This window comes from Serratia symbiotica, assembly GCF_000821185.2.
GTDB lineage: Bacteria > Pseudomonadota > Gammaproteobacteria > Enterobacterales > Enterobacteriaceae > Serratia > Serratia symbiotica.
In genome coordinates this window covers 199,484-224,438 of record NZ_CP050855.1, presented here as the reverse complement: position 1 = coordinate 224,438, position 24,955 = coordinate 199,484, and the positions used below count along the sequence as shown (strand labels likewise).

General features: G+C 55.5%; 22 protein-coding genes and 1 pseudogene. 14 read left to right on the top strand and 9 right to left on the bottom strand.

The features are described 5' to 3' along the window. Positions 1-495 precede the first annotated feature (495 nt). From dapF to uvrD, 5 genes are all read left to right on the top strand, one after another. On the top strand, positions 496-1,320 hold the full coding sequence (gene dapF, locus SYMBAF_RS01160) for a diaminopimelate epimerase (protein ID WP_040264439.1): 825 nt from the start codon (positions 496-498) through the stop codon (positions 1,318-1,320). Beyond that, complete coding sequence (locus tag SYMBAF_RS01155) at positions 1,317-2,021, top strand: DUF484 domain-containing protein (protein ID WP_040264442.1); 705 nt, start codon at positions 1,317-1,319, stop codon at positions 2,019-2,021. The genes dapF and SYMBAF_RS01155 overlap by 4 nt, the downstream gene beginning before the upstream one ends. Next, a complete protein-coding gene (gene xerC / locus SYMBAF_RS01150; protein ID WP_006708579.1) occupies positions 2,018-2,929 on the top strand; it encodes a tyrosine recombinase XerC in 912 nt (303 codons plus the stop codon). The genes SYMBAF_RS01155 and xerC overlap by 4 nt, the downstream gene beginning before the upstream one ends. Then, the gene (gene yigB / locus SYMBAF_RS01145) at positions 2,929-3,645 is read left to right on the top strand and encodes a 5-amino-6-(5-phospho-D-ribitylamino)uracil phosphatase YigB (RefSeq protein ID WP_040264444.1); all 717 of its coding nucleotides are present in this window, start codon (positions 2,929-2,931) and stop codon (positions 3,643-3,645) included. The genes xerC and yigB overlap by 1 nt, the downstream gene beginning before the upstream one ends. A 79-nt stretch (positions 3,646-3,724) precedes the next feature. Further along, positions 3,725-5,887, top strand: coding sequence for a DNA helicase II (gene uvrD / locus SYMBAF_RS01140; RefSeq protein WP_040264446.1), 2,163 nt, complete (start codon positions 3,725-3,727; stop codon positions 5,885-5,887). Between the two features lie 97 nt (positions 5,888-5,984). Here uvrD and SYMBAF_RS01135 read toward each other — a convergent pair whose 3' ends face one another. Next, positions 5,985-6,464, bottom strand: coding sequence for a WbuC family cupin fold metalloprotein (locus tag SYMBAF_RS01135; protein ID WP_040264448.1), 480 nt, complete (start codon positions 6,462-6,464; stop codon positions 5,985-5,987). Positions 6,465-6,739: 275 nt separating this feature from the next. After that, the gene (gene rarD / locus SYMBAF_RS01130; protein ID WP_040264616.1) at positions 6,740-7,627 is read right to left on the bottom strand and encodes an EamA family transporter RarD; all 888 of its coding nucleotides are present in this window, start codon (positions 7,625-7,627) and stop codon (positions 6,740-6,742) included. Between the two features lie 482 nt (positions 7,628-8,109). On the opposite strand from rarD, the gene recQ reads away from it, so the two are divergent. The 3 genes and pseudogenes from recQ to yigL all read left to right on the top strand — a co-directional run bounded on the left by recQ (position 8,110) and on the right by yigL (position 12,197). Beyond that, positions 8,110-9,942, top strand: a complete 1,833-nt coding sequence (gene recQ / locus SYMBAF_RS01125) for an ATP-dependent DNA helicase RecQ (protein ID WP_040264450.1) — start codon at positions 8,110-8,112, stop codon at positions 9,940-9,942. 268 nt (positions 9,943-10,210) lie between these two features. After that, positions 10,211-10,821 (top strand): annotated as a pseudogene (rhtC, locus tag SYMBAF_RS01120) (threonine export protein RhtC). A gap of 575 nt (positions 10,822-11,396) precedes the next feature. Further along, positions 11,397-12,197, top strand: coding sequence for a sugar/pyridoxal phosphate phosphatase YigL (yigL, locus tag SYMBAF_RS01115; RefSeq protein WP_040264452.1), 801 nt, complete (start codon positions 11,397-11,399; stop codon positions 12,195-12,197). A gap of 53 nt (positions 12,198-12,250) precedes the next feature. Here the strand turns inward: yigL and SYMBAF_RS01110 are convergent, their stop codons facing one another. Further along, positions 12,251-12,796, bottom strand: coding sequence for a DcrB family lipoprotein (locus tag SYMBAF_RS01110; RefSeq protein WP_040264454.1), 546 nt, complete (start codon positions 12,794-12,796; stop codon positions 12,251-12,253). 78 nt (positions 12,797-12,874) lie between these two features. Then, on the bottom strand, positions 12,875-13,555 hold the full coding sequence (locus tag SYMBAF_RS01105; protein WP_040264456.1) for a 7-cyano-7-deazaguanine/7-aminomethyl-7-deazaguanine transporter: 681 nt from the start codon (positions 13,553-13,555) through the stop codon (positions 12,875-12,877). Between the two features lie 221 nt (positions 13,556-13,776). On the opposite strand from SYMBAF_RS01105, the gene tusA reads away from it, so the two are divergent. Beyond that, complete coding sequence (tusA, locus tag SYMBAF_RS01100; RefSeq protein ID WP_040264458.1) at positions 13,777-14,022, top strand: sulfurtransferase TusA; 246 nt, start codon at positions 13,777-13,779, stop codon at positions 14,020-14,022. A 52-nt stretch (positions 14,023-14,074) separates the two neighbouring features. Here tusA and SYMBAF_RS01095 read toward each other — a convergent pair whose 3' ends face one another. The 3 genes from SYMBAF_RS01095 to rsmD form a co-directional block, all read right to left on the bottom strand. Further along, positions 14,075-16,375, bottom strand: a complete 2,301-nt coding sequence (locus SYMBAF_RS01095; RefSeq protein ID WP_040264460.1) for a zinc/cadmium/mercury/lead-transporting ATPase — start codon at positions 16,373-16,375, stop codon at positions 14,075-14,077. A 191-nt stretch (positions 16,376-16,566) separates the two neighbouring features. Continuing rightward, positions 16,567-16,827, bottom strand: coding sequence for a DUF1145 family protein (locus tag SYMBAF_RS01090; protein WP_040264462.1), 261 nt, complete (start codon positions 16,825-16,827; stop codon positions 16,567-16,569). Next, a complete protein-coding gene (gene rsmD / locus SYMBAF_RS01085) occupies positions 16,817-17,437 on the bottom strand; it encodes a 16S rRNA (guanine(966)-N(2))-methyltransferase (RefSeq protein WP_040264464.1) in 621 nt (206 codons plus the stop codon). Before rsmD ends, SYMBAF_RS01090 begins: the two co-directional genes overlap by 11 nt. A 413-nt stretch (positions 17,438-17,850) precedes the next feature. Between rsmD and ftsY the strand changes: the two genes are divergently transcribed. The 4 genes from ftsY to rpoH all read left to right on the top strand — a co-directional run bounded on the left by ftsY (position 17,851) and on the right by rpoH (position 21,978). Continuing rightward, a complete protein-coding gene (ftsY, locus tag SYMBAF_RS01080; protein WP_040264465.1) occupies positions 17,851-19,179 on the top strand; it encodes a signal recognition particle-docking protein FtsY in 1,329 nt (442 codons plus the stop codon). A 5-nt stretch (positions 19,180-19,184) separates the two neighbouring features. Next, a complete protein-coding gene (ftsE, locus tag SYMBAF_RS01075) occupies positions 19,185-19,856 on the top strand; it encodes a cell division ATP-binding protein FtsE (RefSeq protein WP_040264466.1) in 672 nt (223 codons plus the stop codon). Next, on the top strand, positions 19,846-20,799 hold the full coding sequence (ftsX, locus tag SYMBAF_RS01070; protein ID WP_040264467.1) for a permease-like cell division protein FtsX: 954 nt from the start codon (positions 19,846-19,848) through the stop codon (positions 20,797-20,799). Before ftsE ends, ftsX begins: the two co-directional genes overlap by 11 nt. Before the next feature lie 321 nt (positions 20,800-21,120). Further along, positions 21,121-21,978, top strand: a complete 858-nt coding sequence (gene rpoH / locus SYMBAF_RS01065; protein WP_006708562.1) for an RNA polymerase sigma factor RpoH — start codon at positions 21,121-21,123, stop codon at positions 21,976-21,978. Positions 21,979-22,113: 135 nt separating this feature from the next. Here rpoH and panM read toward each other — a convergent pair whose 3' ends face one another. Continuing rightward, on the bottom strand, positions 22,114-22,512 hold the full coding sequence (gene panM / locus SYMBAF_RS01060; protein WP_040264468.1) for an aspartate 1-decarboxylase autocleavage activator PanM: 399 nt from the start codon (positions 22,510-22,512) through the stop codon (positions 22,114-22,116). Positions 22,513-23,094: 582 nt separating this feature from the next. Between panM and SYMBAF_RS01055 the strand changes: the two genes are divergently transcribed. After that, the gene (locus SYMBAF_RS01055; RefSeq protein WP_040264469.1) at positions 23,095-23,955 is read left to right on the top strand and encodes a carboxylate/amino acid/amine transporter; all 861 of its coding nucleotides are present in this window, start codon (positions 23,095-23,097) and stop codon (positions 23,953-23,955) included. A 16-nt stretch (positions 23,956-23,971) separates the two neighbouring features. Here the strand turns inward: SYMBAF_RS01055 and metR are convergent, their stop codons facing one another. Then, positions 23,972-24,910, bottom strand: coding sequence for an HTH-type transcriptional regulator MetR (gene metR / locus SYMBAF_RS01050; RefSeq protein WP_040264470.1), 939 nt, complete (start codon positions 24,908-24,910; stop codon positions 23,972-23,974). Positions 24,911-24,955 lie beyond the last annotated feature (45 nt).

Below are 24,955 nucleotides of genomic sequence, written 5' to 3'. Positions count from 1 at the left end.
GCTCGCAGGGTTTCTGCTCGACGCCGCTCCCTTCGCATCGGGACGACAGGTTCCCACGTTCCATGCCAGAGCCTGTGTTGTGCTCATGCTGTCTATATGCCGGATGCCGACCAGCCAGTAACCAGATAACCGCTGGACTTATCACGCACCGCTTAGAAAGCGCGTTTTTGACATCATCTTGTTCCTTTCGACACTGCATCTACAGTTCACTCTCGTTCATCTTCACAACACATACATGACGCATCTGACTGCGCCTTTTCCCTGACGCTCACCACCACCGCTCTTAACGGCAGCAGCTCAGGGTAGTTTGAAGGCTGCATCTGGACACCGCCTCCGAGGGGCCGCCCCTCATCTCTCGCACAGCATTGCACCCTTATTTGCCATAGGGTACATTCGTGGCACACCTAAGCAAAAACCGTCGATGAGCGACCAATAATACCTTGTTTGCGGTTGCTGTGCGCCACCGCAACACCATGACGGATAGCGGAGTATGATATGCAGTTCGCCAAAATGCACGGTCTGGGCAACGACTTTATGGTGGTCGATGCCATTACTCAGAATGTCTATTTTTCACCTGAGTTGATCCGCAGGTTGTCCGATCGGCACCTGGGCATCGGCTTTGACCAATTGCTGGTGGTGGAGCCTCCTTACGACCCTGAGTTGGATTTTCACTACCGCATCTTTAATGCTGACGGTAGTGAAGTGTCCCAGTGTGGCAACGGCGCACGCTGTTTCGCGCGCTTTGTGCAACTGAAGGGGCTGACTAATAAGTGCGAACTCCGTGTCAGCACCCAGAGCGGGCGCATGGTGCTTAATGTGACTGGCAACGATCAGGTGTGTGTCAATATGGGGGAACCCAATTTCGATCCGCAGGCGGTGCCATTCCGTGCCACTAAGGCAGAGAAGACCTACATCATGCGTGCTGCGGAACATACCGTGCTGTGCGGCATAGTGTCGATGGGCAACCCACATTGTGTTTTACAGGTAGATGATGTCAACACCGCCAAGGTGGCACTGCTTGGGCCGGTGCTGGAAGGGCATGAGCGCTTTCCTGAACGAGCTAACATTGGCTTTATGCAAATCGTCAGCCGCGAACACATCAAGCTGCGCGTCTACGAGCGTGGCAGCGGTGAAACACAGGCTTGCGGTAGCGGTGCTTGTGCAGCGGTAGCGGTGGGTATCCAACAAGAATTACTGTCCGAGGAAGTGCGTGTGGAACTGCCAGGTGGTCGCCTGCATATTCGCTGGAAAGGGCCGGGTAGCCCGCTGTTTATGACCGGCCCGGCAACCCATGTCTATGACGGATTTATTCACCTATGAAAAACGTAGAAGAGCAGAGCATCACCAGTATTGCGCTAGATGACGACACCGTAATGCAGTATCTGCTGCAAAACCCGGATTTCTTTATTCGCAATGCGCGTAGGGTTGAACAAATACGTGTTCCCCATCCGGTGCGTGGCACTGTCTCACTGGTGGAGTGGCACCTGGCTCGCCAACGTAATCACGTCAACCAACTGGAAGAAGAAATCACCCTGTTGATGGAACAAGCCAACGCCAACGAAACCCTGTTCACCAGCCTACTACATCTGCAAGCTAGCCTGATCACCGCCGACAGCTTGCAGGACATGCTTAATCGTTTGCAATGCTGGGCGCGCGGTTTCGGCCTTGCCAGTGCCAGTATCCGGCTGTTTTCCGATCGCTGGAACATCAGCGCACCGTCCGATTTTACTCATCTGGCGCTGACGCGTTCAGCGTTTGAACCGCTGCGCATTCAGCGTCTGGGCGATGAGCTGCATTTCCTTGGTTGTTTGAATGGCCCCGAATTGCTGCTGCTATTACCGCAAGCCAAACAGGTCGGTTCGGTGGCATTGTCAATGCTGGGCGACGCAGGGGAACTGGGCATGGTGATCTTCAGCAGCCGCGACACGCAACACTATCAACCAGGTATGGGTACGGTGATACTCAATCAGTTGGCACGCATGCTGCCAACACTGCTGGAACGTTGGATCGAACGCGCATGAACCCACTCGCGGCCAGCTTGCAACTGCCAGTGGATGCTTTCCTGCGCTATCTAAAGGTGGAACGCCAACTCAGCCCGCTGACGCAGCTCAGCTATGCGCATCAGCTTCAGGCGTTGATGCTACTGGCACAAAGCATCGGCGTGAGCGAATGGACGTCACTGGACGCCGCTGCGGTGCGCATGCTGGCAGTGCGTAGCAAACGCGCTGGCCTACAGTCTGCCAGCCTGGCGTTACGTCTGTCATCGTTGCGCAGCTTTCTCGACTGGCTGGTCAGCCAGGGCGTGCTAAATGCCAACCCCGCCAAAGGCATCCGCACGCCCCGCAGCGGCCGCCACCTGCCGAAAAATATCGACGTCGATGAAATGAACCAATTGCTAGACATCGATCTCAATGATCCGCTGGCGGTGCGCGATCGCGCCATGCTGGAGACAATGTACGGTGCCGGTTTGCGCTTGTCCGAGCTGGTGGGGCTGGACTGCCGCCACATCGATTTGGCCGCTGGTGAGATCTGGGTGATGGGCAAAGGCAGTAAGGAACGCAAGCTGCCGCTAGGGCGCACCGCCGTCACCTGGCTGCAACACTGGCTGGCGATACGCGAGCTGTTCGAGCCAGAGGACGATGCGATATTCCTGTCCAACCAAGGGCGGCGCATCTCGCCACGCAATGTGCAGAAACGCTTCGCCGAATGGGGCGTAAAGCAGGGCGTCAACAGCCATATTCATCCGCACAAACTGCGCCACTCGTTTGCCACCCATATGCTGGAATCCAGTGGCGATCTGCGCGCGGTGCAGGAACTACTCGGCCATGCCAACCTGACCACCACCCAAATTTATACCCACCTCGACTTTCAACATCTGGCAAAGGTGTACGATGCCGCGCATCCACGTGCCAAACGGGGGAAATCCTGATGCATTTTTACCGTCCGCTACGCCCGCTGGCCGCGCTGACCTTCGATCTGGACGATACGCTGTACGATAACCGCCCAGCCATCAGGCAAACCGAGCAGCAATCAATGGCCTTTCTGCAAAATTACCATCCTCGCCTGAGCCGCTTCCAGTCGACAGACCTTCACCGCCTGCGTCAGGAACTGTGTGAGCAAGAGCCAGAGATTTACCACGATGTCACTCAGTGGCGCTGGCGCGCTATCCATCTAGCACTGAGCCGAGAGGGGCTAAGCGACATTGAAGCCACCATCGGTGCCGATGCGGCAATGCAAAACTTTGCGCTATGGCGCAGCCGCATTGAGGTGCCAGCAGCGACTCACGCCATCCTGAGGGCGTTGGGAGAACGCTACCCACTGGTGGCGATCACCAACGGCAATGCCGATCCGGCGTTGTGCGGGCTGGGCGGTTACTTCCAATTCGTGCTGCGTGCCGGGCCGGATGGCCGCGCCAAACCTTATCAGGACATGTACCAGTTGGCCAGCGAGCGTCTGGGCGTCGCGGCTAGACAGATCCTCCATGTGGGCGACGATCTGACCACTGACATCGCTGGCGCGTTGCGTGCGGGCTTTCAAGCCTGCTGGATCAACGAGCATCAACGCGATCTAATGCAGTCCGCCGACAGCCGCTTGCTGCCACACATTGAAATTTCGCGGTTGGCATCGCTGGCAGCATTGCTATAATCTCTACCGGAAATCTGTATAAATTCCCAGTGGAAAATCTGTCTCCCAGGGTTTTCCCTTACCAATATTAATGGTGCCTATGGACGTCTCCGAGCTCTTCGACAGCCTGAATGAAAAACAACGTGAAGCCGTGGCAGCACCGCGTTGTAACCTGTTGGTTCTGGCCGGTGCAGGCAGCGGTAAAACCAGGGTGCTGGTACATCGCATCGCCTGGCTACTGTCGGTAGAGAACTGCTCGCCGTATTCGATCATGGCGGTGACCTTCACCAACAAGGCCGCAGCGGAAATGCGCCACCGCATCGAACACGTGATCGGCACCAGCCAGGGTGGCATGTGGATCGGCACTTTCCACGGGCTGGCGCATCGTTTGCTGCGCGCACATCATATGGAAGCCAATCTGCCGCAAGACTTCCAGATCCTCGACAGCGACGACCAACTGCGGCTGCTCAAACGCATCGTCAACGCGTTGAATATAGACGAGAAACAGTGGCCACCGCGCCAGGCGATGTGGTACATCAACGGCAAGAAAGATGAAGGTCTACGCCCGCAACACATTGAAACCTATAACAACCCGGTGGAAACCACCTGGTTACGCATCTATCAGGCTTATCAGGAGGCTTGCGATCGCGCCGGGCTGGTGGACTTCGCCGAGTTGCTGCTGCGCGCCCACGAGCTGTGGCTGAACAAGCCGCATATCCTCAACCATTACCGCGAGCGCTTCACCAATGTGCTGGTGGACGAGTTCCAAGATACCAACAGTATCCAATATGCCTGGATCCACCTGCTAGCGGGTAGCAACAGCAACGTGATGATCGTTGGCGACGATGATCAGTCAATCTACGGCTGGCGCGGCGCACAAGTGGAAAACATCCAGCGCTTCCTAAAGGACTTTCCCGGTGCAAAAACCCTCCGTCTGGAGCAGAACTACCGCTCCACCAGCAATATCCTGGAGGCGGCCAACACCCTGATCGCCCATAACGCTGGGCGCATGGGCAAAAACCTGTGGACAGATGGGGGCCAAGGTGAACCCATTTCAATCTACTGTGCCTTCAACGAGCTTGACGAGGCGCGTTTCGTGGTCAACCGCATCAAAACCTGGCAGGACAATGGCGGTACACTGAACGACTGCGCGATCCTCTACCGCAGCAACGCCCAGTCGCGGGTGCTGGAGGAGGCATTGTTGCAGGCCGCCATGTCGTACCGCATTTACGGTGGTCAGCGCTTCTTTGAGCGTCAAGAAATTAAGGATGCGCTGGCTTACCTGCGCCTGATATCCAACCGCAACGACGATGCAGCCTTTGAACGGGTGGTCAATACCCCGACGCGTGGTATCGGCGGACGCACCCTTGACGTGGTGCGTCAGGCAGCACGTGATCGCCAACTGACGCTGTGGCGGGCAACGCGTGAACTGCTGCACGAAAAAGTCCTGGCTGGCCGTGCGGCCTCCGCACTGCAACGCTTTACCGAACTGGTGGATTCATTGGCGCATGAAACCGCCGAGATGCCGCTGCATATCCAGACCGACCGGGTGATCCGCGACTCTGGGTTATTCATCATGTATCAGCAGGAAAAGGGCGAAAAAGGTCAGGCACGTATCGAAAACCTGGAGGAACTGGTGACGGCGACACGCCAGTACAGCTATCAGGAAGAAGATCAGGATCTGATGCCGCTGCAAGCGTTTTTATCGCATGCGGCGTTGGAGGCAGGCGAAGGCCAAGCCGATGCCTATCAGGACGCGGTGCAGTTAATGACCTTGCACTCGGCCAAGGGGCTGGAGTTCCCGCTGGTGTTTATCGTCGGTATGGAAGAAGGTATGTTCCCAAGCCAGATGTCACTGGACGAAAGCGGCCGGCTGGAGGAAGAACGCCGTCTGGCCTACGTGGGCGTGACGCGCGCCATGCAAAAATTGACGCTGACCTACGCCGAAACACGTCGTCTGTACGGCAAAGAGGTCTATCACCGACCTTCACGCTTTATCGGCGAATTGCCGGAACACTGTATGGAAGAGGTACGGCTACGCGCCAGCGTGTCACGCCCGGTAAACCACCGCCGTATGGGGACACCAATCAGTGAAAACGACACCGGCTACAAGCTGGGCCAACGCGTACGACATCCTAAATTTGGTGAAGGTACCATCGTCAATCTGGAAGGCAACGGCGAACACAGCCGATTGCAGGTCGCCTTCCCTGGGGAAGGCATCAAATGGCTGGTGGCGGCGTATGCCCGGCTGGAAAGGGTGTAGCGGGAGAAATGCCCAGTAGATAATTTTTGGCTGAATAGCCAAAGCCCGGCAGCAACAGCACCTAGGGGGAGCGACCACAGCCAACAATACTGCGGCTTCAAGTATGCAGAGTATACTGGTCACCGAGCTGCGCGGTGGCGTACCAACGCATCACCGCTTCAATTCCTTCCCCTCCCTCCGGTGGCGCCCAGTGCATACAGTCTTCTTCCGTGAGTGCCTGATAAGGGCCTTGTTTCACTTCAAACACCACGCCACCTGGATCGACAGACAGCACTGCATGCCAGGTCAATGCTGGCATCTCCAGCACTTTGGTTTCTTCTCCAAGCAGAGTGCGTTGCGTCACTACGCCATCATTGTTGAACTGTAGCACGACAAAACGGCCACGAAGTGGCGTCAGCAACTCCCAGGTTTGTGGATGGCGATGTGGGCGGATATAGGTGCCTGGCTCCATAGCGATCGCCAGCCGTTGCACCGGGTCGGTTAACTCTTGGTGTAATGTACGGTGCGCGCGCAAGCGGGCTACATGGGCAGCCTGCTCGCTCATCGTGGTCAGTTCATGGGCGGTAATCTGTTTCATCAGTGAAATCTGCAAACCTGTTGTTATACTTTAGGGTGGCGTAATCTTAGCAACATTCCCTACTGTGGTAAGAGATCTCCGCAACTTTTTCTTCCCATAACCCTGTGGGTTAAACGCATTTTTACCCTTGTCATGGTGATAAATAGCGACGCAATTACCCAAAGTGCGCCGGTGCCTGATAGATACCCAGTGCGCCCCGAACTTTCTGTGGCAGATTAACCTCTGTACTTCACGCGCAAGAACTGGCTGTAAATAACGTTGGCACTCCCTCTACCTCAACTGCGTTTGCGTTGGGTATAAAGGGCCTCGAGGGTAAACAGCACCAGAGCCGCCCAGATAAAGCCAAAGGTCACCAGCTTGTCTTGACCAACGGTTTCACTGTAGAAAGTGACCGCCAGCAGGAACACCAACGTTGGAGCAAGGTACTGGAAGAAACCGAGCGTCGATAGGCGCAGGCGGTTGGCCGCAGCGGTAAAGAACAGCAATGGCACAGTGGTGACGATGCCAGTCGCCATCAGCAGCAGGTTCAGCGACCACGGGTTGGCGCTGAGTTGGCTGGTTGGGCTGTCGGCGATCAGCAGCAGGTAAACCGCCGCCGCAGGCAGCAACCACAAGGTTTCTATCAGCATACCAGTCTGGGCGTCGATGCCAATCTTCTTGCGCAGTAGCCCGTAGCAGGCGAAGCTAAACGCCAGACCCAGGCCGATAATCGGTAGCGACCCAAACTGCCACAGTTGGATCAGCACGCCCAAAAAGGCCAGCGCCACCGCCAGCCACTGCATGCGGCGAAAACGTTCGCCGAAAAATAGCATCCCCAACAACACGTTAACCAGTGGGTTGATGAAATAGCCCAGACTGGCCTCCAGCATATGGTGGTTATTCACCGCCCAAATATACAGCAGCCAGTTGCCGCCAATTAATAATGCGGTGATCGCCAGTATCAGCAGCCGTTTGCGGTTTTGGCAGGCGGCGCGCACTTGCGGCCAGTTACGGTTCAGCGAAATCAACAGCAGAATAAAGAAGAATGACCAGATCACCCGGTGGGTGAGGATCTCATCCGCAGGCACCTGCTGGATCAGTTTGAAATAGACCGGGGCGATACCCCAAATAAGATAGGCTGCCAGAGCAAAGAAAATGCCCTGACGTGTCTGCTGCGCATCCATCGCAATACTCTGATGGTGAAATAAGATGCGCTGAGTGTACTTAAAAGGCACTCTGCGTACAATCCCCGGTTCGGCGGTGTCCGGCACTAAGCCGCCCCTTGTATGTTTGTAGTTGATGTAAAAAGATAGGTTGTACGGTGTTCTTACCCGGCGTGGCAGCACGTTCCCCCTCTCTCCCCTGCCCTGCAAGGTTTTCTGCTCATCCTGCCGGAATGGATGAAGGTCGTGGTTGTTAAAGCATCGCGAGCAAAAATTTCGCCAAATCTGCGGGTAGCGTTAATGAATTGTAGATTTTGGGTGTAAAATGGCCTGCTTTTTTGCAGCTTGAGTAAGAACCTCTCCCATTAGGCTCTTAGCCAAAGAGGGGGCGGTGTTGGTGTCATGCTTAACAGTATTATGTAATCATACCCTTGGGTGTTTTGCAGCAGTGGCCGCGCTGGTCGCCGCTCTGTGGGGTTATGCCGATAAAAATGGGGATGTGTGTGTCAACCACAGCAGTAATAAACCGAGAATTGCGGGTAACGCAAGTATTACGCGATACCTTCGGCTACCAGCAATTCCGTCCGGGTCAACAAGCCATTATCAACGCCGCGATCGAGGGGCAAGATTGCCTAGTGGTGATGCCGACCGGCGGCGGTAAATCGTTGTGTTACCAAATCCCTGCGCTGGTCATGGATGGCCTGACGCTGGTGGTCTCCCCACTGATCTCGCTGATGAAGGATCAAGTCGATCAACTGTTGGCCTACGGTGTTTCCGCTGCCTGCTACAACTCAACGCAGACTCGAGAGCAGCAGTTAGCGGCGATGGCGGGTTGCCGCAGTGGCCAAATCAAACTGCTGTACATTGCCCCAGAACGGCTCATGATGGACAGCTTCCTCGATTCGCTCGGCCGTTGTCCACCAGTGATGCTGGCGGTAGATGAGGCACACTGTATTTCTCAATGGGGTCACGATTTCCGCCCGGAATACCGCGCGCTGGGTCAATTGAAGCAGCGTTTCCCGGCAATGCCCGTGATCGCGTTAACCGCCACCGCCGACGAATCTACACGCGGCGATATCGTACGCCTGCTGGCGTTGCACAAGCCGTTGGTGCAGGTCAGCAGCTTTGATCGCCCGAATATTCGCTATACATTGGTAGAGAAATTCAAACCGCTCGACCAACTCTGGCATTTTGTGCAGGGGCAACGGGGTAAAAGCGGCATCATTTACTGCAACAGCCGCGCCAAGGTGGAAGACACCACTGCGCGCTTGCAAAGTCGTGGGTTGAGCGTGGGTGCCTATCATGCCGGGCTGGATAACGACCGCCGTGCGCAAGTGCAGGAAGCGTTCCAGCGCGATGATTTGCAAGTGGTAGTGGCGACCGTCGCCTTTGGCATGGGCATCAATAAACCCAACGTGCGTTTTGTGGTGCATTTTGACATCCCACGCAATATCGAATCCTACTATCAGGAAACCGGCCGTGCCGGGCGCGATGGCCTGCCGGCTGAAGCCCTCCTGCTGTACGATCCGTCCGATATGGCCTGGCTACGCCGTTGCCTGGAGGAGAAGCCCGCTGGTCAGCAACGGGATATTGAACGGCACAAATTGAACGCGATGGGGGCTTTCGCCGAGGCGCAAACCTGTCGCCGTCTGGTGTTACTTAACTACTTTGGTGAGGGCAAGCACCAGGACTGCGGTAACTGCGACATCTGCCTGGATCCTCCCAAGCGCTACGATGGATTGGAGGACGCACGCAAGGCGCTGTCCTGCGTATACCGCGTCGGCCAGCGTTTTGGTCTGGGTTATATCGTTGAGGTACTGCGCGGCTCTAACAACCAGCGCATCCGTGAGTATGGCCACAACCAGCTACCGGTGTACGGCATCGGCCACGATCGGTCTACAGAACACTGGATCAGCGTGCTGCGTCAGTTGATCCATCTGGGTTTTATCACCCAGAACATCACTATGCACTCGGCACTGCAACTGGCCGAGGCCGCGCGTCCGGTATTACGTGGTGAAGTGGCGCTCCAATTAGCGGTGCCGCGTATTCAGAGCTTGCGGCCACGCAGCAGCGCCAACCAAAAATCCTACGGCGGCAATTATGATCGCAAGTTGTTTGCCAAATTGCGCAAGCTGCGCAAATCGATCGCCGACGAAGAAAATATTCCACCTTACGTGGTATTCAACGATGCTACGTTGCTGGAGATGGTCGAACAGATGCCGATCACGGCTGGCGACTTGTTGAGCATTAACGGGGTTGGCCAACGCAAATTGGTGCGTTTCGGCGCCTCCTTTATGGCAATGATCCGCGACCACCTAAACAATGATGAAGATTAGGCTGTGCTGGTAAGCACCACTGGCGGTCATTTGGACACCTATACAAGGCGCGGGCCGTGAGGTTTTTTGCGCCAAAGTAAGCGGCGCGTCACCTAGGGGCGCGTTTAAATGGCCTCAGCCCTTCGGGTCGCGCCCCAAAAGCCCGTACTCCGTGCTATCGGGCTTGCCCATATACACTATGGGTTGTACCCTCTGCCTTGATTATGGGCTTTTGGGTCTGCAACACCGCCACGATCAATTACCGGATACAACTTAAGGATAACCAATCATGCTGTTTCTGACTGTGGCGCTGGTGCACCTGATTGCGCTGATGAGTCCTGGGCCGGACTTCTTTTTTGTGTCGCAAACCGCCGCCAGCCGTTCGCACCGTGAGGCGATGATGGCCGTAGTTGGCATTTCGCTCGGCATCATGGTGTGGGCCGGGGTGGCGCTGATGGGGCTGCATCTGATCCTACAGAAGATGGCCTGGCTGCATCAGGTGATCATGGTCGGTGTGGCGGCATCTATCTGTGCTGGATGGGCTGTCAACTGCTGCGTTCGGCGCGGGCACAGAACATGCAGCCAGCACCGGAGGCGCAAGTGCCGATGGCCGGGCGCAGCTTTCTCCGTGGTTTGCTGACCAACCTGTCAAACCCTAAGTCGCTGATCTACTTCGGCAGCGTGTTCTCGATGTTTGTCGGCGACAACATCGGCACTGGCACGCGCTGGGGGTTGTTCCTGATGATCGTCACCGAGACCGTCGTCTGGTTCAGCCTGGTGGTGATGATTTTCTCGCTGCCAGCGATGCGCCGCAGCTACCAGCGTTTAGCCAAATGGATCGACAGGCTGGCGAGCGTGTTGTTTATCGGTTTCGGTTTGCACCTGATCTTTACCCACTAACCCCGGTAGCACTCGGACTCCTTGACATCGTCCACTCTCAGCGCCAAGGATTGGTTAACGAGTAAAACGCAGTTCGCTGCTTTCACCACCGGTCTGCTGCTGAATGTTGGCGGCAGCGTGAGAAGCACGAGTTTAGCGGGGTGGCCAACGTGCTGCTCCGCTTCGTGTGCCTCCGTTGGTCGCACCACCGGCGGGTGGTGGTGATCAGCCCTGGCCGCATTGAGAACTATGTTAAATATCCTGAGAATGAGTGAACCACCCTACCACGGGGGACGAGAAAGCTTTCAGGCTGGGCGGCGGATCGCCGCTCAGCCTGCCAACATCACCACACCACTGCTATTATTACAGTTTAGTGAGGATCAGGGGTCGATAACCGTTCACATCAGATCTTCTGTCGAGCCATGTCAGACGCTGGCCCCCTGTGCAGAGGAACAACCGCAAGTTATCAAAGGCGCACCTGTTTTAGCAGGACGCGCTGCATGCCAAGCACTGAACGCAATCTCGCGCTTCTTTTCTTAGTACTTAGGTGGTAACCCTACCGCCGACAACACCATCAGAGGTTAGAATACAACGCTATGTATCACGTCGTCGCTTCCGATTTAGATGGCACACTGCTGTCTCCTGACCACACTTTATCGCCGTACGCCAAAGAAACGCTGAAGCTGTTGACCCAGCGTGACGTGCATTTTGTCTTTGCCACCGGCCGCCACCACATCGACGTATCGCAGATCCGCGACAACCTAGATATTGATGCCTTCATGATCACCTCCAATGGTGCCCGGGTGCACAACACCGCTGGCGAGTTGATCTTCAGCCATAACCTGGACGAAGAGATCGCCCGCGACCTGTACGGCATGATGCACGATGATGTGGACATCATCACCAATGTCTACCGCGATGATGACTGGTTCATCAACCGCGAAAGCCCGGAGCAGAAGGCGTTCTTCCAAGAGTCTATCTTCCAGTATCAGCTGTTTGAGCCTAGCCTGTTGGAAACCTCAGGCGTCTGCAAGGTGTACTTCACTTGTGACGATCATGAAAAGCTGTTGCCGCTAGAAAACGCCATCAACGCGCGTTGGGGCGACCGGGTTAACGTCAGTTTCTCACTCCTGACCTGTTTGGAAGTGATGGCCGGCACGGTATCTAAGGGGCATGCGCTGGAAGAAGTAGCCAAGATCATCGGCTATACACTGAAAGATTGCATTGCTTTTGGTGATGGCATGAACGATCTGGAAATGCTGTCGATGGCTGGCAAGGGCTGCATCATGCACAATGCCCACCAACGCCTGAAGGACAAGCTGCCAAATATGGAAGTGATCGATTCCAACATTAATGACGCAGTACCACATTACCTGAGCAAAATGTTTCTGACCTAATATCCTGCGTCTTTCATGCCGTAGCGCAGTTTGTAGCTGCGCTACGGGAGGGATTATTTTTTCAATTTCAGCGTACTGATGATACCTGCTGCTTCGCTCTGTGCCTGCTGTAGGTTATCTGCTGGCAGTGTCACCTGAATGGTCAGCATGTCATTGTCCAGCGAGCCAATCAGGATCGAGGAGTAGGCTTTTTCGCCAGCGCTGGTGATGATGCTGTCCAACTGACGCAGTGGCACGCCGTTGACTTCGATGGCTTTATTGGTGATCACCTGTAAGTTGGCGTCACGCACGCGCTGGGTATCTTCTAGACGCTTAGCCAGCATCTCCAGGCTATCAACTGCCTTGTCGGCGCGGATCACCAGCACCGCGCGTCGATCGGTGCTGTCCGCATACACATGCACGTTGTTCGCCTGATTGCTCAGTTCACCGCTTTTATCCGCCATGCCAGCCGGCAGGGTGAACATCAGCCTGCTGCCCAGTAAACTGACCTGTTGCCCCGTTTGGCCGCTGGTCACCGTGCGGTCTTTGGTACCACCATCGCAGGCTGCCAGGCCAAACACTAGCAGGCTGATACCCAGCAATTTCGCTACTTTATGCATTGGGCATTTCTTCCTTTTCAGTAGGGTTTCACTGCCGTATCGCCACCTATTAAAGGTTGAAATGCAAGGCAGATGCTGTCACAGGTTTTCTTCAAATTTTAGATTCCGTTGCAGGCCATCCCCATGCACCGCGATACGTTTGAGCAATACATTTAGCAGCATGCCGTACATCGGTAAGAAGAATAGCATGCAGATCAGCACTTTGAAGCTATAATCCACCAGCGCGATCTCCACCCAGTTAGCAGCCATAAAGACATCGCTGCTGTGGTAAAACGCGATGAAAAAGAACGACAGCGTGTCGCTGATATTCCCGAGAAACATCGCCGCCGCAGGTGCCACCCACCAGGTGCTGCATTGTCGCAGGCGGTTAAACACATGCACATCGAGGATCTGGCCGAGCACGTAAGCCATAAAGCTGGCGATGGAGATGCGTGCCACAAACAGGTTAAAGCTGCCCAACGCGCTGAAACCCTGCCATTCGCCCTGATAGGTGACGGTAGAGATCACATAGGAGATGAACAGCGCTGGCACCATGACTGACAAGATGATGCGTCGCGCTAGCGGCGCGCCGAAAATGCGTACTGTCAGATCGGTTGCCAGAAAGATAAACGGGAAAGTAAAGGCACCCCAAGTGGTATGACAGCCGAAAATGGTGATCGGCAGTTGTACCAAGTAGTTGCTGGACGTAATGATGGCGATATGAAACAGCGATAGCCATAACAACGCGCTCAAGCGCTGCTGAGCAGTAAACGAATACATAGTTGTAACCTTTTTAGCCGTGGGGTGAGGGAACCCAGTATGTCCTGTCGGAACAGCAAATTGTGCCGCGCGGCGGCATGATACGCGTTTGCGCAACCAATGCAAGGTTAAATTTAACACAAAAGTTAACCTATCTTGCACAGGAAAACGACCAGCGTAAACTAGGCGCTTAGTAAGAGGCGGCGAACGTTCGCCGATCGTTTTTGAACGAGAGAAATTGCATGACTGACTTATCTGCCCAAGCAGACCAGACGCTTGACGCGCTGGGGCTGCGTTGCCCAGAACCGGTGATGATGGTGCGTAAAGCCGTGCGCCATATGGATAACGGCGAAACGCTGTTGATCATCGCCGACGATCCAGCTACCACCCGCGATATTCCAGGTTTTTGCCGTTTTATGGATCACACGCTAGTAGCGCAGGAAACCGATAAGGCACCTTACCGTTACCTACTGCGCAAGGGCATATAACCGGCATATTTTGCATTGTAGGGGCGAATATCTTGGCCCCCCCCCCCAAGGGTCAGTGATGCTTTTTCAGCAAGCGCAGCGCATTCGCTGTCACCAGCGCGGTGGCACCGGAATCCGCCAGCACTGCTAGCCATAAGCCTGTCAACCCCAGCAGACTGGTGATCAGGAATACCCCTTTCAGCCCCAACGCAATGGTGATGTTCTGCCGGATATTGGCGTGGGTAGCGCGCGCAATGCGGATCATCTCCGCCACGGCCAGCAACCGGCTGTGGGTAAGTGCCGCATCGGCAGTTTCCAGCGCCACATCACTGCCGCTGCCCATAGCGATGCCAATACTCGCGGCCTTCATGGCCGGGGCATCGTTGATGCCATCGCCAATCATCGCTGTCGGGCGCTGCCTGCTCAACTCGGTGACTACCCTCACTTTGTCTTCGGGTAACAGTCCTGCGCGATAGTCCAGCGCCAGTTCGCTGGCGATCGCCGCCGCCGCGCGCGGGTTATCACCGGTCAGTATTACACCGTGAACCCCCAACACATTCAGCTCGGCGATCGCCTGTTTGGCATCGCTGCGCAGCGTATCGCGTAACGCCAGCAGGCCGATTGGCACACCATCCTCCGCAACCACTACCACCGTTTTGCCAGCGCTTTCCAGGTTCTCCACCTGGCTCTGCCATTTGCCGCCCAGCAACCCTGGTTTGCCCGGTGCACTGATCAGCACGGTTTTGCCACCAACTACGCCTTCCACGCCAACGCCAGCCAGAGCGCGACGTGCCTGCGCCAGCGGCAGATCCGCGCCGTATTCTGTGGCACGTTGGATGATCGCCTGCGCCAGTGGATGGTGTGAGCCAACCTCAACTGCGGCCGCGAGCATCAGGAGCTGCCGTTCGCTGAGAGCGCCAATCGGCAGTATGTCGGTCAACGTTGGTTTACCTTCCGTCAGAGTGCCGGTTTTATCGAAAGCAATGGTTTGCACCTGGCCCAGTTGCTCCAGTGCTGCGCCGCCTTTAATCAGCACACCACGGCGAGTTGCCGCCGCCATCCCGGAAGTAATAGCGGCGGGGGTGGAGATCACTAGTGCACACGGGCAGCCGATCAGCAGCAAGGTCAGACCGCGATAGATCCAGACATGCCAAGGCTGTGAGAACAGCAGAGGCGGTATCAGGATCACCACGACGGCCAACAACATAATGGCCGGGGTATAGTAGCGGCTGAAGCGGTCAAGGAAACGTTCGATCGGTGCACGGCGCTCTTCGGCGTCTTCTATCAACTGCAAAATGCGGTCGATAGCATTTTTTCCGGGTTCGGAAATCACCTTCATCTGCACCACCTGATCGACAGATAGGCTACCGGCGACCACTTTTTCACCTTGCTGACGTTCAACGGGCACCGATTCGCCAGTCAGGACGCTTTCATCGAAGCTGGCGAATGGGTTGAGCAGTTCGGCATCGGCTGGCAATCGGCTACCAGGAGCGATTTCAATCACATCACCGGGGCGCAGGTTGGCGACTGGCACGCGTTTGCGTACCGTTCCTTGCAGTAGCAGTGCCTCTTCCGGCACCAACGCCATCAGCGTCGTCACACCGCGCCTTGCCCGGTTGGCGGCGTAAGATTCAAGCCGTTCGCCAATCATAAACAACAGCAACACCATCGCTGCTTCAGCGGCCGCGCCGATGAGCAGCGCACCGATGGCTGCCACGCTCATCAGCGTTTCAATGGCGAATGGGGTGCCTGAACGGATTAAACGCAGCGCCTTGATGGCGACCGGCCCCAACCCCACCAAAGTGGTGGCGATGAAGGCACTGCGGCTCAGCGTGGGGTTAATGTGATTGAGCAAGCTACTGACCACCATCAGCGTAGTCAGCAGCAACAGCGGGCCGAATTCGCCAAAGCGTGCAGCCTGTGGCGCGGTGGTCGCAGTAGCCTGCGCGACGAGCAAGGTAAAGCCGAGCCGTTTTACTACATCCTGTATGCGCAGGCTGATATCGGGCGGTGCATCCACCACCAGCTTTTCGGTGGCGAACAGCACGCGTACGCTGTCGACACCGGGGATAGCAGCCACAGCATTCTCAATTTTCTTGGCGCAACTGGGGCAATCCATGCCAGTGACTCGCCAACTGAAACGCTCGGTGCCAATAACAGGGACTGCGGCGAGCTGGGCGTTTTCTTCATCAAGACCGTTAGCATCGACGGCGCTGCAACAACTGCCGCTATGATCCTGCGAGTGAGCCTGTTCTGCGCGAACCTCGATCTCTGACTGTTCACTGTGGCAGCCGGATAGTTTTTTGCTGTGATGGTCGCTGCAACCGCTTTCCAGGAGGTTATGTTGTTGCTGATGATTTTGATGGTTGTGCATGACGTCCTTCTCCAGGCAGCTAATGAGAATTATTGAGTCAACTCTACACCTTGGAGTCAACTCTAGAGTCAAGAAGGAAATGGGAACTATTGCTAACGGAAAAAGGGAATGAGGCACGGATTTTCACGGTCATGGTGATACAAGGATACGCGAGAAGAACTGGGCGGCAGGTAGCCCGTACCGCCCATACCCTATTTATTTTTGTGCGGCAGCTGCTTTTTCTGCCAGGCTAGCAGTTCAAAAAGACCAAAAATGAAGATCTTGGTTTCCTGCCAGTAGCTGATCGGCTGGGTGGCTTTTAGCAACACCAATTGCAAGCCATGCATCACCACCATAAAGAATAGCGCCACGTCGATGAAATACTTCAGCGGCTTGGGAAAGGGGTGGAACAAATTGAAGAGCAGAAAGCCCCACACGCACAGTATCAGCAGGCGGCCTAAATTAATCAGCATGATTGGTTTTTTCTCGCGAACGAATATAAAGACGGTATGCCACCTGACCGGCGACTTTCTCGCGGTGCAGCCGCCAGTTGGCTGGCACCTGCGTCTCCAGGCTTTCTGCTTCGGCTTCCAGGTAAATCCAGGCTTCATCAGCCAGCCAGCCCTGTTGCTCCAGCAATGTGGCCGTTCCAGCCAGCAGCCCCTGGCGAAATGGCGGATCAAGGAACACCACATCGAACGGTTTGCCATTGCCAGCCAACCAAGTCAGTGCGTTGGTATTGATCACCTCCCCATGTCCTTGCAGCAACGCCAAGTTTTTTTCCAACTGTTGCGCTACCGGGCGCTCGTATTCCAGTAGGGTGGCGCTGCTGGCGTAACGCGATAACGCCTCCAACCCCAGTGCGCCACTGCCAGCAAAACAGTCTAGACAGCGCGCGCCCTGGATCACCGGTGCCAGCCAGTTGAACAGGGTTTCACGCAGCCGATCGGTGGTCGGGCGCAGCCCTGGGCTATTTGGCACTGGCAGCTTGCGACCGCGCCATTGGCCGCCAATGATACGGATCTGCCCAGATGCGGCTTGGAATGTTTTTTTTACCCGCGCCTGTGGTGCTAGTTTTGTCATAAGCTTTGCTTGATTTTTTGCGGTGCCATAGCCGTACACGTTAATGAAACATTTCCCGTATTCTATCGATGATGGGCATCGGGGGGAACGATAAAACGTTGTTGCCCACTCTTACACTGGAAAGCTTATCGGATGCGTGTTGCTACGCACGGGAAAGTGATAAACTCGGCGGTGATATACCCCAAATAACTGGAAGTTGTATTCAAACGGCAAGAGCCTGCATCCTCAAGCGCTTAATCCAGTGACAAGGGTGAAGGTTCGGCGGGGATCAGATTTGAGCATTGCATGCAGCAGCTCTGGCAGGGAAAGGTTCACAGGCGGGTTAAATAACCGCCCCCAAATTCAGGTATAAAGTTTAAGAGCCTAGTGGGATAGGTTCTAAGTCAGCCTTTGCTACGGAGTAGAGTCATAACATGGCAAAAGATAAGCAACGTGGTTTTTTCTCCTGGTTGGGTTTCGGCCCAAAGGACGAAGAACAGCAGCCCCCTGAACCGTCAGTAGAACCGACGGAAAACCAGTCAGTAAAGACACCGGAAGAATCGGCGGCTAACCCGGGATCTGACCCTGTCCCCTGCGTGAATACATCAAGGGAGTGGGATAACAGCCAAATCGGCGAACCGATTGTGCCAAGTCTGCCAGCAGTGGATCAACCGCCAGCGCGGCCAGAACAGGTAGCTGAACCCGAGCCAAAGGCCGCTGCAACCCAGCCAGAAGATGAAGATGTGGTGGCGGTTGCCGCAGAGCCAGTGAGCGTCGTGCCGATGACAGCACCGGTCGAACTGGCAGCACCCGCCATCATTCAGGAGCAGGAACGCCCAACCAAAGAAGGCTTCTTTACCCGTCTAAAGCACAGCTTGCTGAAAACCAAACAAAACCTTGGCTCCGGTTTCACCAGCCTGTTCCGTGGCAAGAGAATCGACGACGATCTGTTTGACGAGCTGGAAGAACAACTGTTGATCGCCGATGTTGGCGTGGAAACCACACGTAAAATTATTACCACCCTCACCCAGCACGCTAGCCGCAAACAGTTGAAAGACGCCGAAGCACTGTACGGCAAGCTGAAGGCGGAAATGTCTGAGATCCTGGCTAACGTTGATCGGCCGCTGGATGTCAGTGGCAAAGCTCCGTATGTCATGCTGATGGTTGGCGTCAACGGCGTGGGCAAAACCACCACCATCGGCAAACTGGCGCGTCAGTTTCAGGCTGAAGGCAAGTCGGTGATGCTGGCAGCAGGGGATACCTTCCGCGCGGCGGCGGTTGAGCAATTGCAGGTGTGGGGCGAACGAAACCGCATCCCGGTGGTGGCGCAGCATACCGGCGCTGACTCCGCCTCGGTGATTTTCGACGCGGTACAGGCCGCCAAGGCACGCGGCGTCGACGTGTTGATCGCCGATACTGCAGGCCGTTTGCAGAACAAAGCGCACCTGATGGAAGAGCTGAAGAAGATCGTCCGCGTTATGAAAAAACTGGACACTCAGGCTCCCCATGAAGTTATGCTGACGCTTGATGCCAGCACCGGTCAGAACGCTGTCAGTCAGGCGAAATTATTTAATGAAGCTGTAGGCTTAACCGGCATCACACTGACTAAACTGGATGGTACCGCCAAGGGGGGAGTGATCTTCGCCATCGCTGATCAGTTCAGTATTCCGATTCGTTATATCGGCGTTGGGGAAGGCATCGAAGATTTGCGGCCGTTTAAGGCTGACGATTTTATTGAGGCACTTTTTGCCCAAGAGGATTAATACGGATGATTCGCTTTGAACAGGTCAGTAAAGCTTATCTGGGTGGAAGGCAGGCGCTGCAAGGGGTGGAGTTCCATCTGCATCCAGCGCAAATGGCATTTCTGACTGGCCACTCCGGTGCGGGAAAGAGTACCCTACTGAAGCTGATTTGTGGCATCGAACGACCCAGCGCTGGCCATATCTGGTTTGATGGCCACGACATCAGCCGGTTGAAAAATCGCGAGGTGCCGTTCCTGCGTCGGCAGATCGGCATGGTTTTCCAGGATCACCATCTGCTGCTGGATCGTACGGTATATGACAATGTGGCAATGCCACTGATCATCGCCGGTGCCAGCACCGAAGATATCCGGCGTCGCGTTTCTGCCGCGTTGGACAAGGTCGGGCTGCTGGATAAAGCGAAAAACTTCCCGGCTCAGCTTTCCGGTGGGGAGCAACAGCGCGTGGGCATCGCCCGTGCGGTGGTAAACAAGCCGACAGTGTTGCTGGCGGATGAACCGACCGGTAACCTGGACGATGTACTGTCTGAAAGCATTCTGCGCCTGTTTGAAGAATTTAACCGCGTTGGCGTCACTGTGCTAATGGCAACCCACGACACCACACTGATCGCCCGCCGCAATTACCCTATCCTGACGCTGAACCAGGGACGCATGCTGGGAGGAGCGCCCCATGGCAAATAATGCAAAAACTGCCAAGAGCAAGGTACTGCGCGGCGGTTGGCGCGAACAGTGGCGCTACGCCTGGACGCATGCCATCAAGGATATGCTGCGCCAACCATTGGCAACGCTGCTAACGGTGATGGTGATTGCCATCTCCCTAACGCTACCGAGCCTGTGCTACATCGGGTGGAAAAATATCAGCACGGCCGCCACCCAATGGTATCCGCAACCTCAACTGACCGTCTATCTTGACAAGTCGCTGAATGATGACGCGGCGGTGAAAGTGCTGGACGTCATCAAAATGGAAGCAGGCGTAGAGAAGGTGAACTATCTGTCGCGTGAAGAGGTTCGGGGCGAGTTCCGCAGTTGGTCAGGTTTTGGCGGCGCGTTGGACATGCTGGAAGAGAACCCGTTGCCGGCGGTGGCGATCATTACGCCAAAGATGAGCGTCCAAAGTTCGGAAACGCTCAACACTCTGCGCGATCACATAGCGGCGGTTCAGGGCGTGGACGAGGTGCGGATGGATGATAGCTGGTTTGCCCGCTTGGCGGCGCTGACCGGGTTGGTCGGCCAGGTAGCGGTGATCATCGGCGTGCTAATGGTAGTGGCAGTATTCCTGGTGATTGGCAACAGCGTGCGCCTAAGCATCTTCAGCCGCCGCGATACCATCAATGTGATGAAGCTGATCGGTGCCACTGATGGCTTTATCCTGCGGCCATTCCTCAACGGCGGGGCGATGCTGGGCTTTGCTGGCGCATTGCTATCACTGGTGCTGTCCGGGGTGCTGATGTGGAGGCTGGAGTCGGTAGTAAGCGACGTGACCAAGATTTTTGGCACCACCTTCACGCTACACGGGCTGGGCTGGGATGAGGCGCTACTCTTGCTGATTATCTCCGCGATGATCGGCTGGTTCGCTGCCTGGCTGGCGACGGTGCAACATTTACGCCGATTTACACCACAGTAAGATTTTTTGGTATACTCTTCTTTCGCTGCTCTGAACGTGTTGCGGGAGAAGGGTATCACTTAAGCACAGTCAGCATCATTCCTTTCTTTTAGCGCACATATTCCCTATCAGCCTGAATTTTTATTCCGTATTGTTAGATGCAATTTGGTGGCAAAAACAGTGAACTTATCGGGCAGAGCAGGGTCGTAAGGCTGCAGCGACGTATGAACGTGTCCGGCGTGTGGAAGCGCTTTGGCAAGCAACAGTCTCTGCCATAAAATCGATCATTTCCCCGCTGTGGTTGTCACCTGCATGATCTGTTTCTCATAAGAGAGGGTTTAAATGACCAAAGAAATGCAAACTTTAGCTTTAGTACCCCAAGGTAGCTTGGAAGCCTACATCCGGGCAGCCAACACCTACCCGATGCTGACGGCAGAGGAAGAACGGGATCTGGCTGAACGGCTGCATTATCAAGGCGATCTGGGAGCAGCCAAGCAGCTTATCCTGGCTCACCTGCGCTTTGTCGCTCATATTGCCCGTAACTATTCAGGCTATGGTCTGCCGCAGGCAGATCTGATCCAAGAAGGCAATATCGGCCTGATGAAAGCTGTTCGTCGCTTCAACCCGGAGGTTGGCGTACGTCTGGTGTCCTTTGCGGTGCATTGGATTAAGGCGGAAATCCACGAATACGTGCTGCGCAATTGGCGCATTGTCAAGGTTGCTACCACCAAGGCGCAGCGCAAACTGTTCTTTAACCTGCGTAAAACCAAGCAGCGCCTGGGCTGGTTCAATCAGGACGAGGTAGAACTGGTGGCGCGCGAACTGGGCGTGACCAGTAAAGACGTGCGAGAGATGGAGTCCCGCATGGCGGCACAAGATATGACATTCGATCCGGCCCCAGATGACGAAACCCGTGACGGCCAGTCGCTAGCGCCCGTGCTCTATCTACAGGATAAAAGCTCCGATTTCGCCGAAGATATTGAAGAAGATAACTGGGAAAGCAACGCTGCGGACAAACTAGCTTATGCGCTGGAAGGTCTGGATGAGCGCAGCCAGCATATCATTCGTGCCCGTTGGTTGGACAATGACAACAAGTCTACGCTGCAAGAGCTGGCCGATCAGTACGGCGTTTCCGCCGAACGTGTACGTCAACTTGAAAAAAATGCCATGAAGAAACTGAAAATGGCGATCGAAGCCTAGGTTTATTCCACGACAAAAAAGCCCGGTGTGGGCTGCCTCCACAACCTTAGATATTGCCTGTCCTCATGGCAAAGACTGTTCAAAGGCCGCCACCCGGCACCAGGGCGATCAGCCCCCCTGCTGTCAGTCAAGGCATCACTTCTGCCAAAGTTCTCCCTGTGGGACGAAGCCGCAAGCGCGCATAAAATTGCCGACTGCCCCGCGCTCGCAGGGAGCCAGGCGGGCGGTTGACAGATGCCAGTAAGCGGCCTGCGGCAACTGACGCTGTGTGTCCTGCACCAGATACAACCCCACGCCACGGCGGCGTGTCACTTCACGCACCCGCAGATCTTGCAGCTCGGCGTGGTCATCCCGCAGCACGATTTTCACCGCACCCAGCAGTCGTTCGTTGAAGCGGGCAGCAAACAGGGCTTTACCGTCACTGCCGTTCAGCCAGCGTTGCCATTGTTCCGGCTGCTGATGCGGCCAAATTTTGCCGAGGTCGATGAGATCTTGCGTAGACAACGCGATCAAACGCTCAATAGTCAATTTCATGCCGAATTCCCGCGCAGCTAAATGATGCCGACAGTGTAATAGATCTTGCGCAGAGCCTGATGCCAGTTTTTATTAGAAATACTGCTTGCATAGGCGTCCCCTTTTTTGATCAGCGGATGATCCGTTGCGCCGTAAAGCCTCATCCTTCTGAGCTGCCCCCATAAAGAATTGACCACCTAACGCGTAGCGGCGCTGCAAGGAGCCGGGTTGCGCATTCTGGTGTATACCGGCAACCAACCACAGCATGTGCCTGTTATGAGATTTGCGCTGACCGGAGTGATTGATCGGCGCAAATTTCTGACCTGCAGGCTATCACGGGGGTTACCACCCTTTGCCAAAAGCTTGCATTTTATACAGATGTCAACCGTCTTTTCGTCACTACTTGTCGCTCTTTCCGTTACAATCGCTCTTTAAACTTTGAACCTATCCCATTAAGCTATTTTATTTGCCATTTTGGCCCTGGGCAGTGCTCGTCCCCCTCACGGACTCCCGGTAGGCTGCGGTTGTTGCGCGCTGTTGGTGTCTAAACTGGCTGCAACAATATACGCCGACGGGGATAGGTACTTTATAGGGTGAACCATAGTGCTGCTTCTGGTGATAACTACCATTTTGTGGGCGTTCTCTTTTAGCTTGATTGGTGAGTACTTGGCGGGCCATGTCGACAGTGGATTCTCGGTGCTGATGCGCATTGGGCTGGCAGCGCTGGTATTCCTACCGTTCCTGCGCTGGCGCAATATCAGGCCACAGGTGATCCTGCTGTATATGCTGGCGGGAGCCTGCCAACTCGGCATCATGTACTTATTCAGCTTCCGCGCTTACCTGTATTTGACCGTGCCGGAGTTCCTGCTGTTCACCGTACTGACACCGCTGTATGTCACGCTGATCTATGACCTGATCAGCGGCCAACGCCTGCGCTGGGGCTATATATTCAGCGCACTATTGGCAGTACTAGGCGCGGCGATCATCCGTTACCATCAACTGAGTGAACATTTTTGGTGGGGGTTGCTGCTGGTTCAGGCAGCGAATATCAGCTTCGCCATCGGCATGGTCGGCTATAAGCATCTAATGGAAGTGCATCCGCTGCCACAGCACACTGCGTTTTCCTGGTTCTATCTGGGCGCATTAGGGATAGCGGTGGTGGCCTGGTGCTTGTGGGGAAACCCGCAGCAACTGCCGACCACCAAACTACAATGGGGCGTGTTGATCTGGCTGGGCGTGGTGGCCTCCGGATTGGGCTACTTCATGTGGAACTATGGCGCTACCCAGGTGGACGCCGGGACACTGGGCATCATGAATAACATGCATGTGCCAGCGGGTCTGTTGGTGAATTTAGCCATCTGGCAGCAGCAACCGCATTGGGCAAGCTTTATTATCGGCGCAGCGGTGATTGCCGCTTCGCTATGGGTGCACCGCCGCTGGGTGGTGCCGAAGCAGGCAGGTTGAAAGGCGGTGCATAAAATTATGGCCGTGTGATGCTGGCAGCGTTGGCGTTGGGACGCACCGCATCACGCACGAACGGCAGGTGGTTACAGGCGTGCTGGCGTGCAGATCGGATAAAGGCCTCCATCACCGCCTGACGCTGTTCACCATCGCGCACCGCAGCGTACAGGCGGCTCCACAGTCCGTCACCCAGGGTTTTGGTCACCACCAGTCCCTGACGCTCAAAGCTTTCCACCACCCCGTGCGGCAGCGCCGCAATCCCCATCCGCGCCGATACCATCTGAATCAGCAGCAGCGTGTTATCCACGCTTTTCAGCGCCGGGCTGACACCCGCCGGATGTAGGAAATACCGCCAGATGTCCAGCCGCTGGCGCTGCACCGGATAAATCATCAGCATTTCATCGCTCAGATCTTCCGGCTCAATGTGCCGCTTGCTTGCCAGCGGATGGTCCGGGGCCAGTACCAGGCGCACCTCAAAATCAAACATCGGTGAATAATGCAGGCCGCTGCGCGGCAATATGTCCGAGGTCAGCACCAGATCCAGTTCGCCCTGTTGCAGCGCCGGCTGCGGATCGAAGGTAACGCCGGACTTGAAGTCCATCACTACCTGCGGGAAGTGGAGGCGGAAGTTATCCAGCGCTGGCGTCAGCCACTGGATGCAACTGTGGCATTCAATCGCGATGCGCAACGTAGCCTGGTGCGGTTCGTGGCAGGCCTGCAGCGCCTGCTGGATCTGCGGCAACACCTGTTCCGCTAGCTGTAACAAAATTTTGCCCTGCGCGGTGAAACACAGCGGCTGGCTTTTGCGCACAAACAGCTTGAAGTCGAGACGCTGCTCCAGATCGCTGAACTGATGTGACAGCGCAGACTGCGTCTGATGGAGTTGAGCTGCCGCCGCCGCCAGCGAGCCGGTATTGCGCAGAGCTTGCAGCGTCCGTAAGTGTTTCAGTTCAATCATGAGGATCCTTCACAGTGAAAATGAATAAATTGCGCTTGTGGTTAA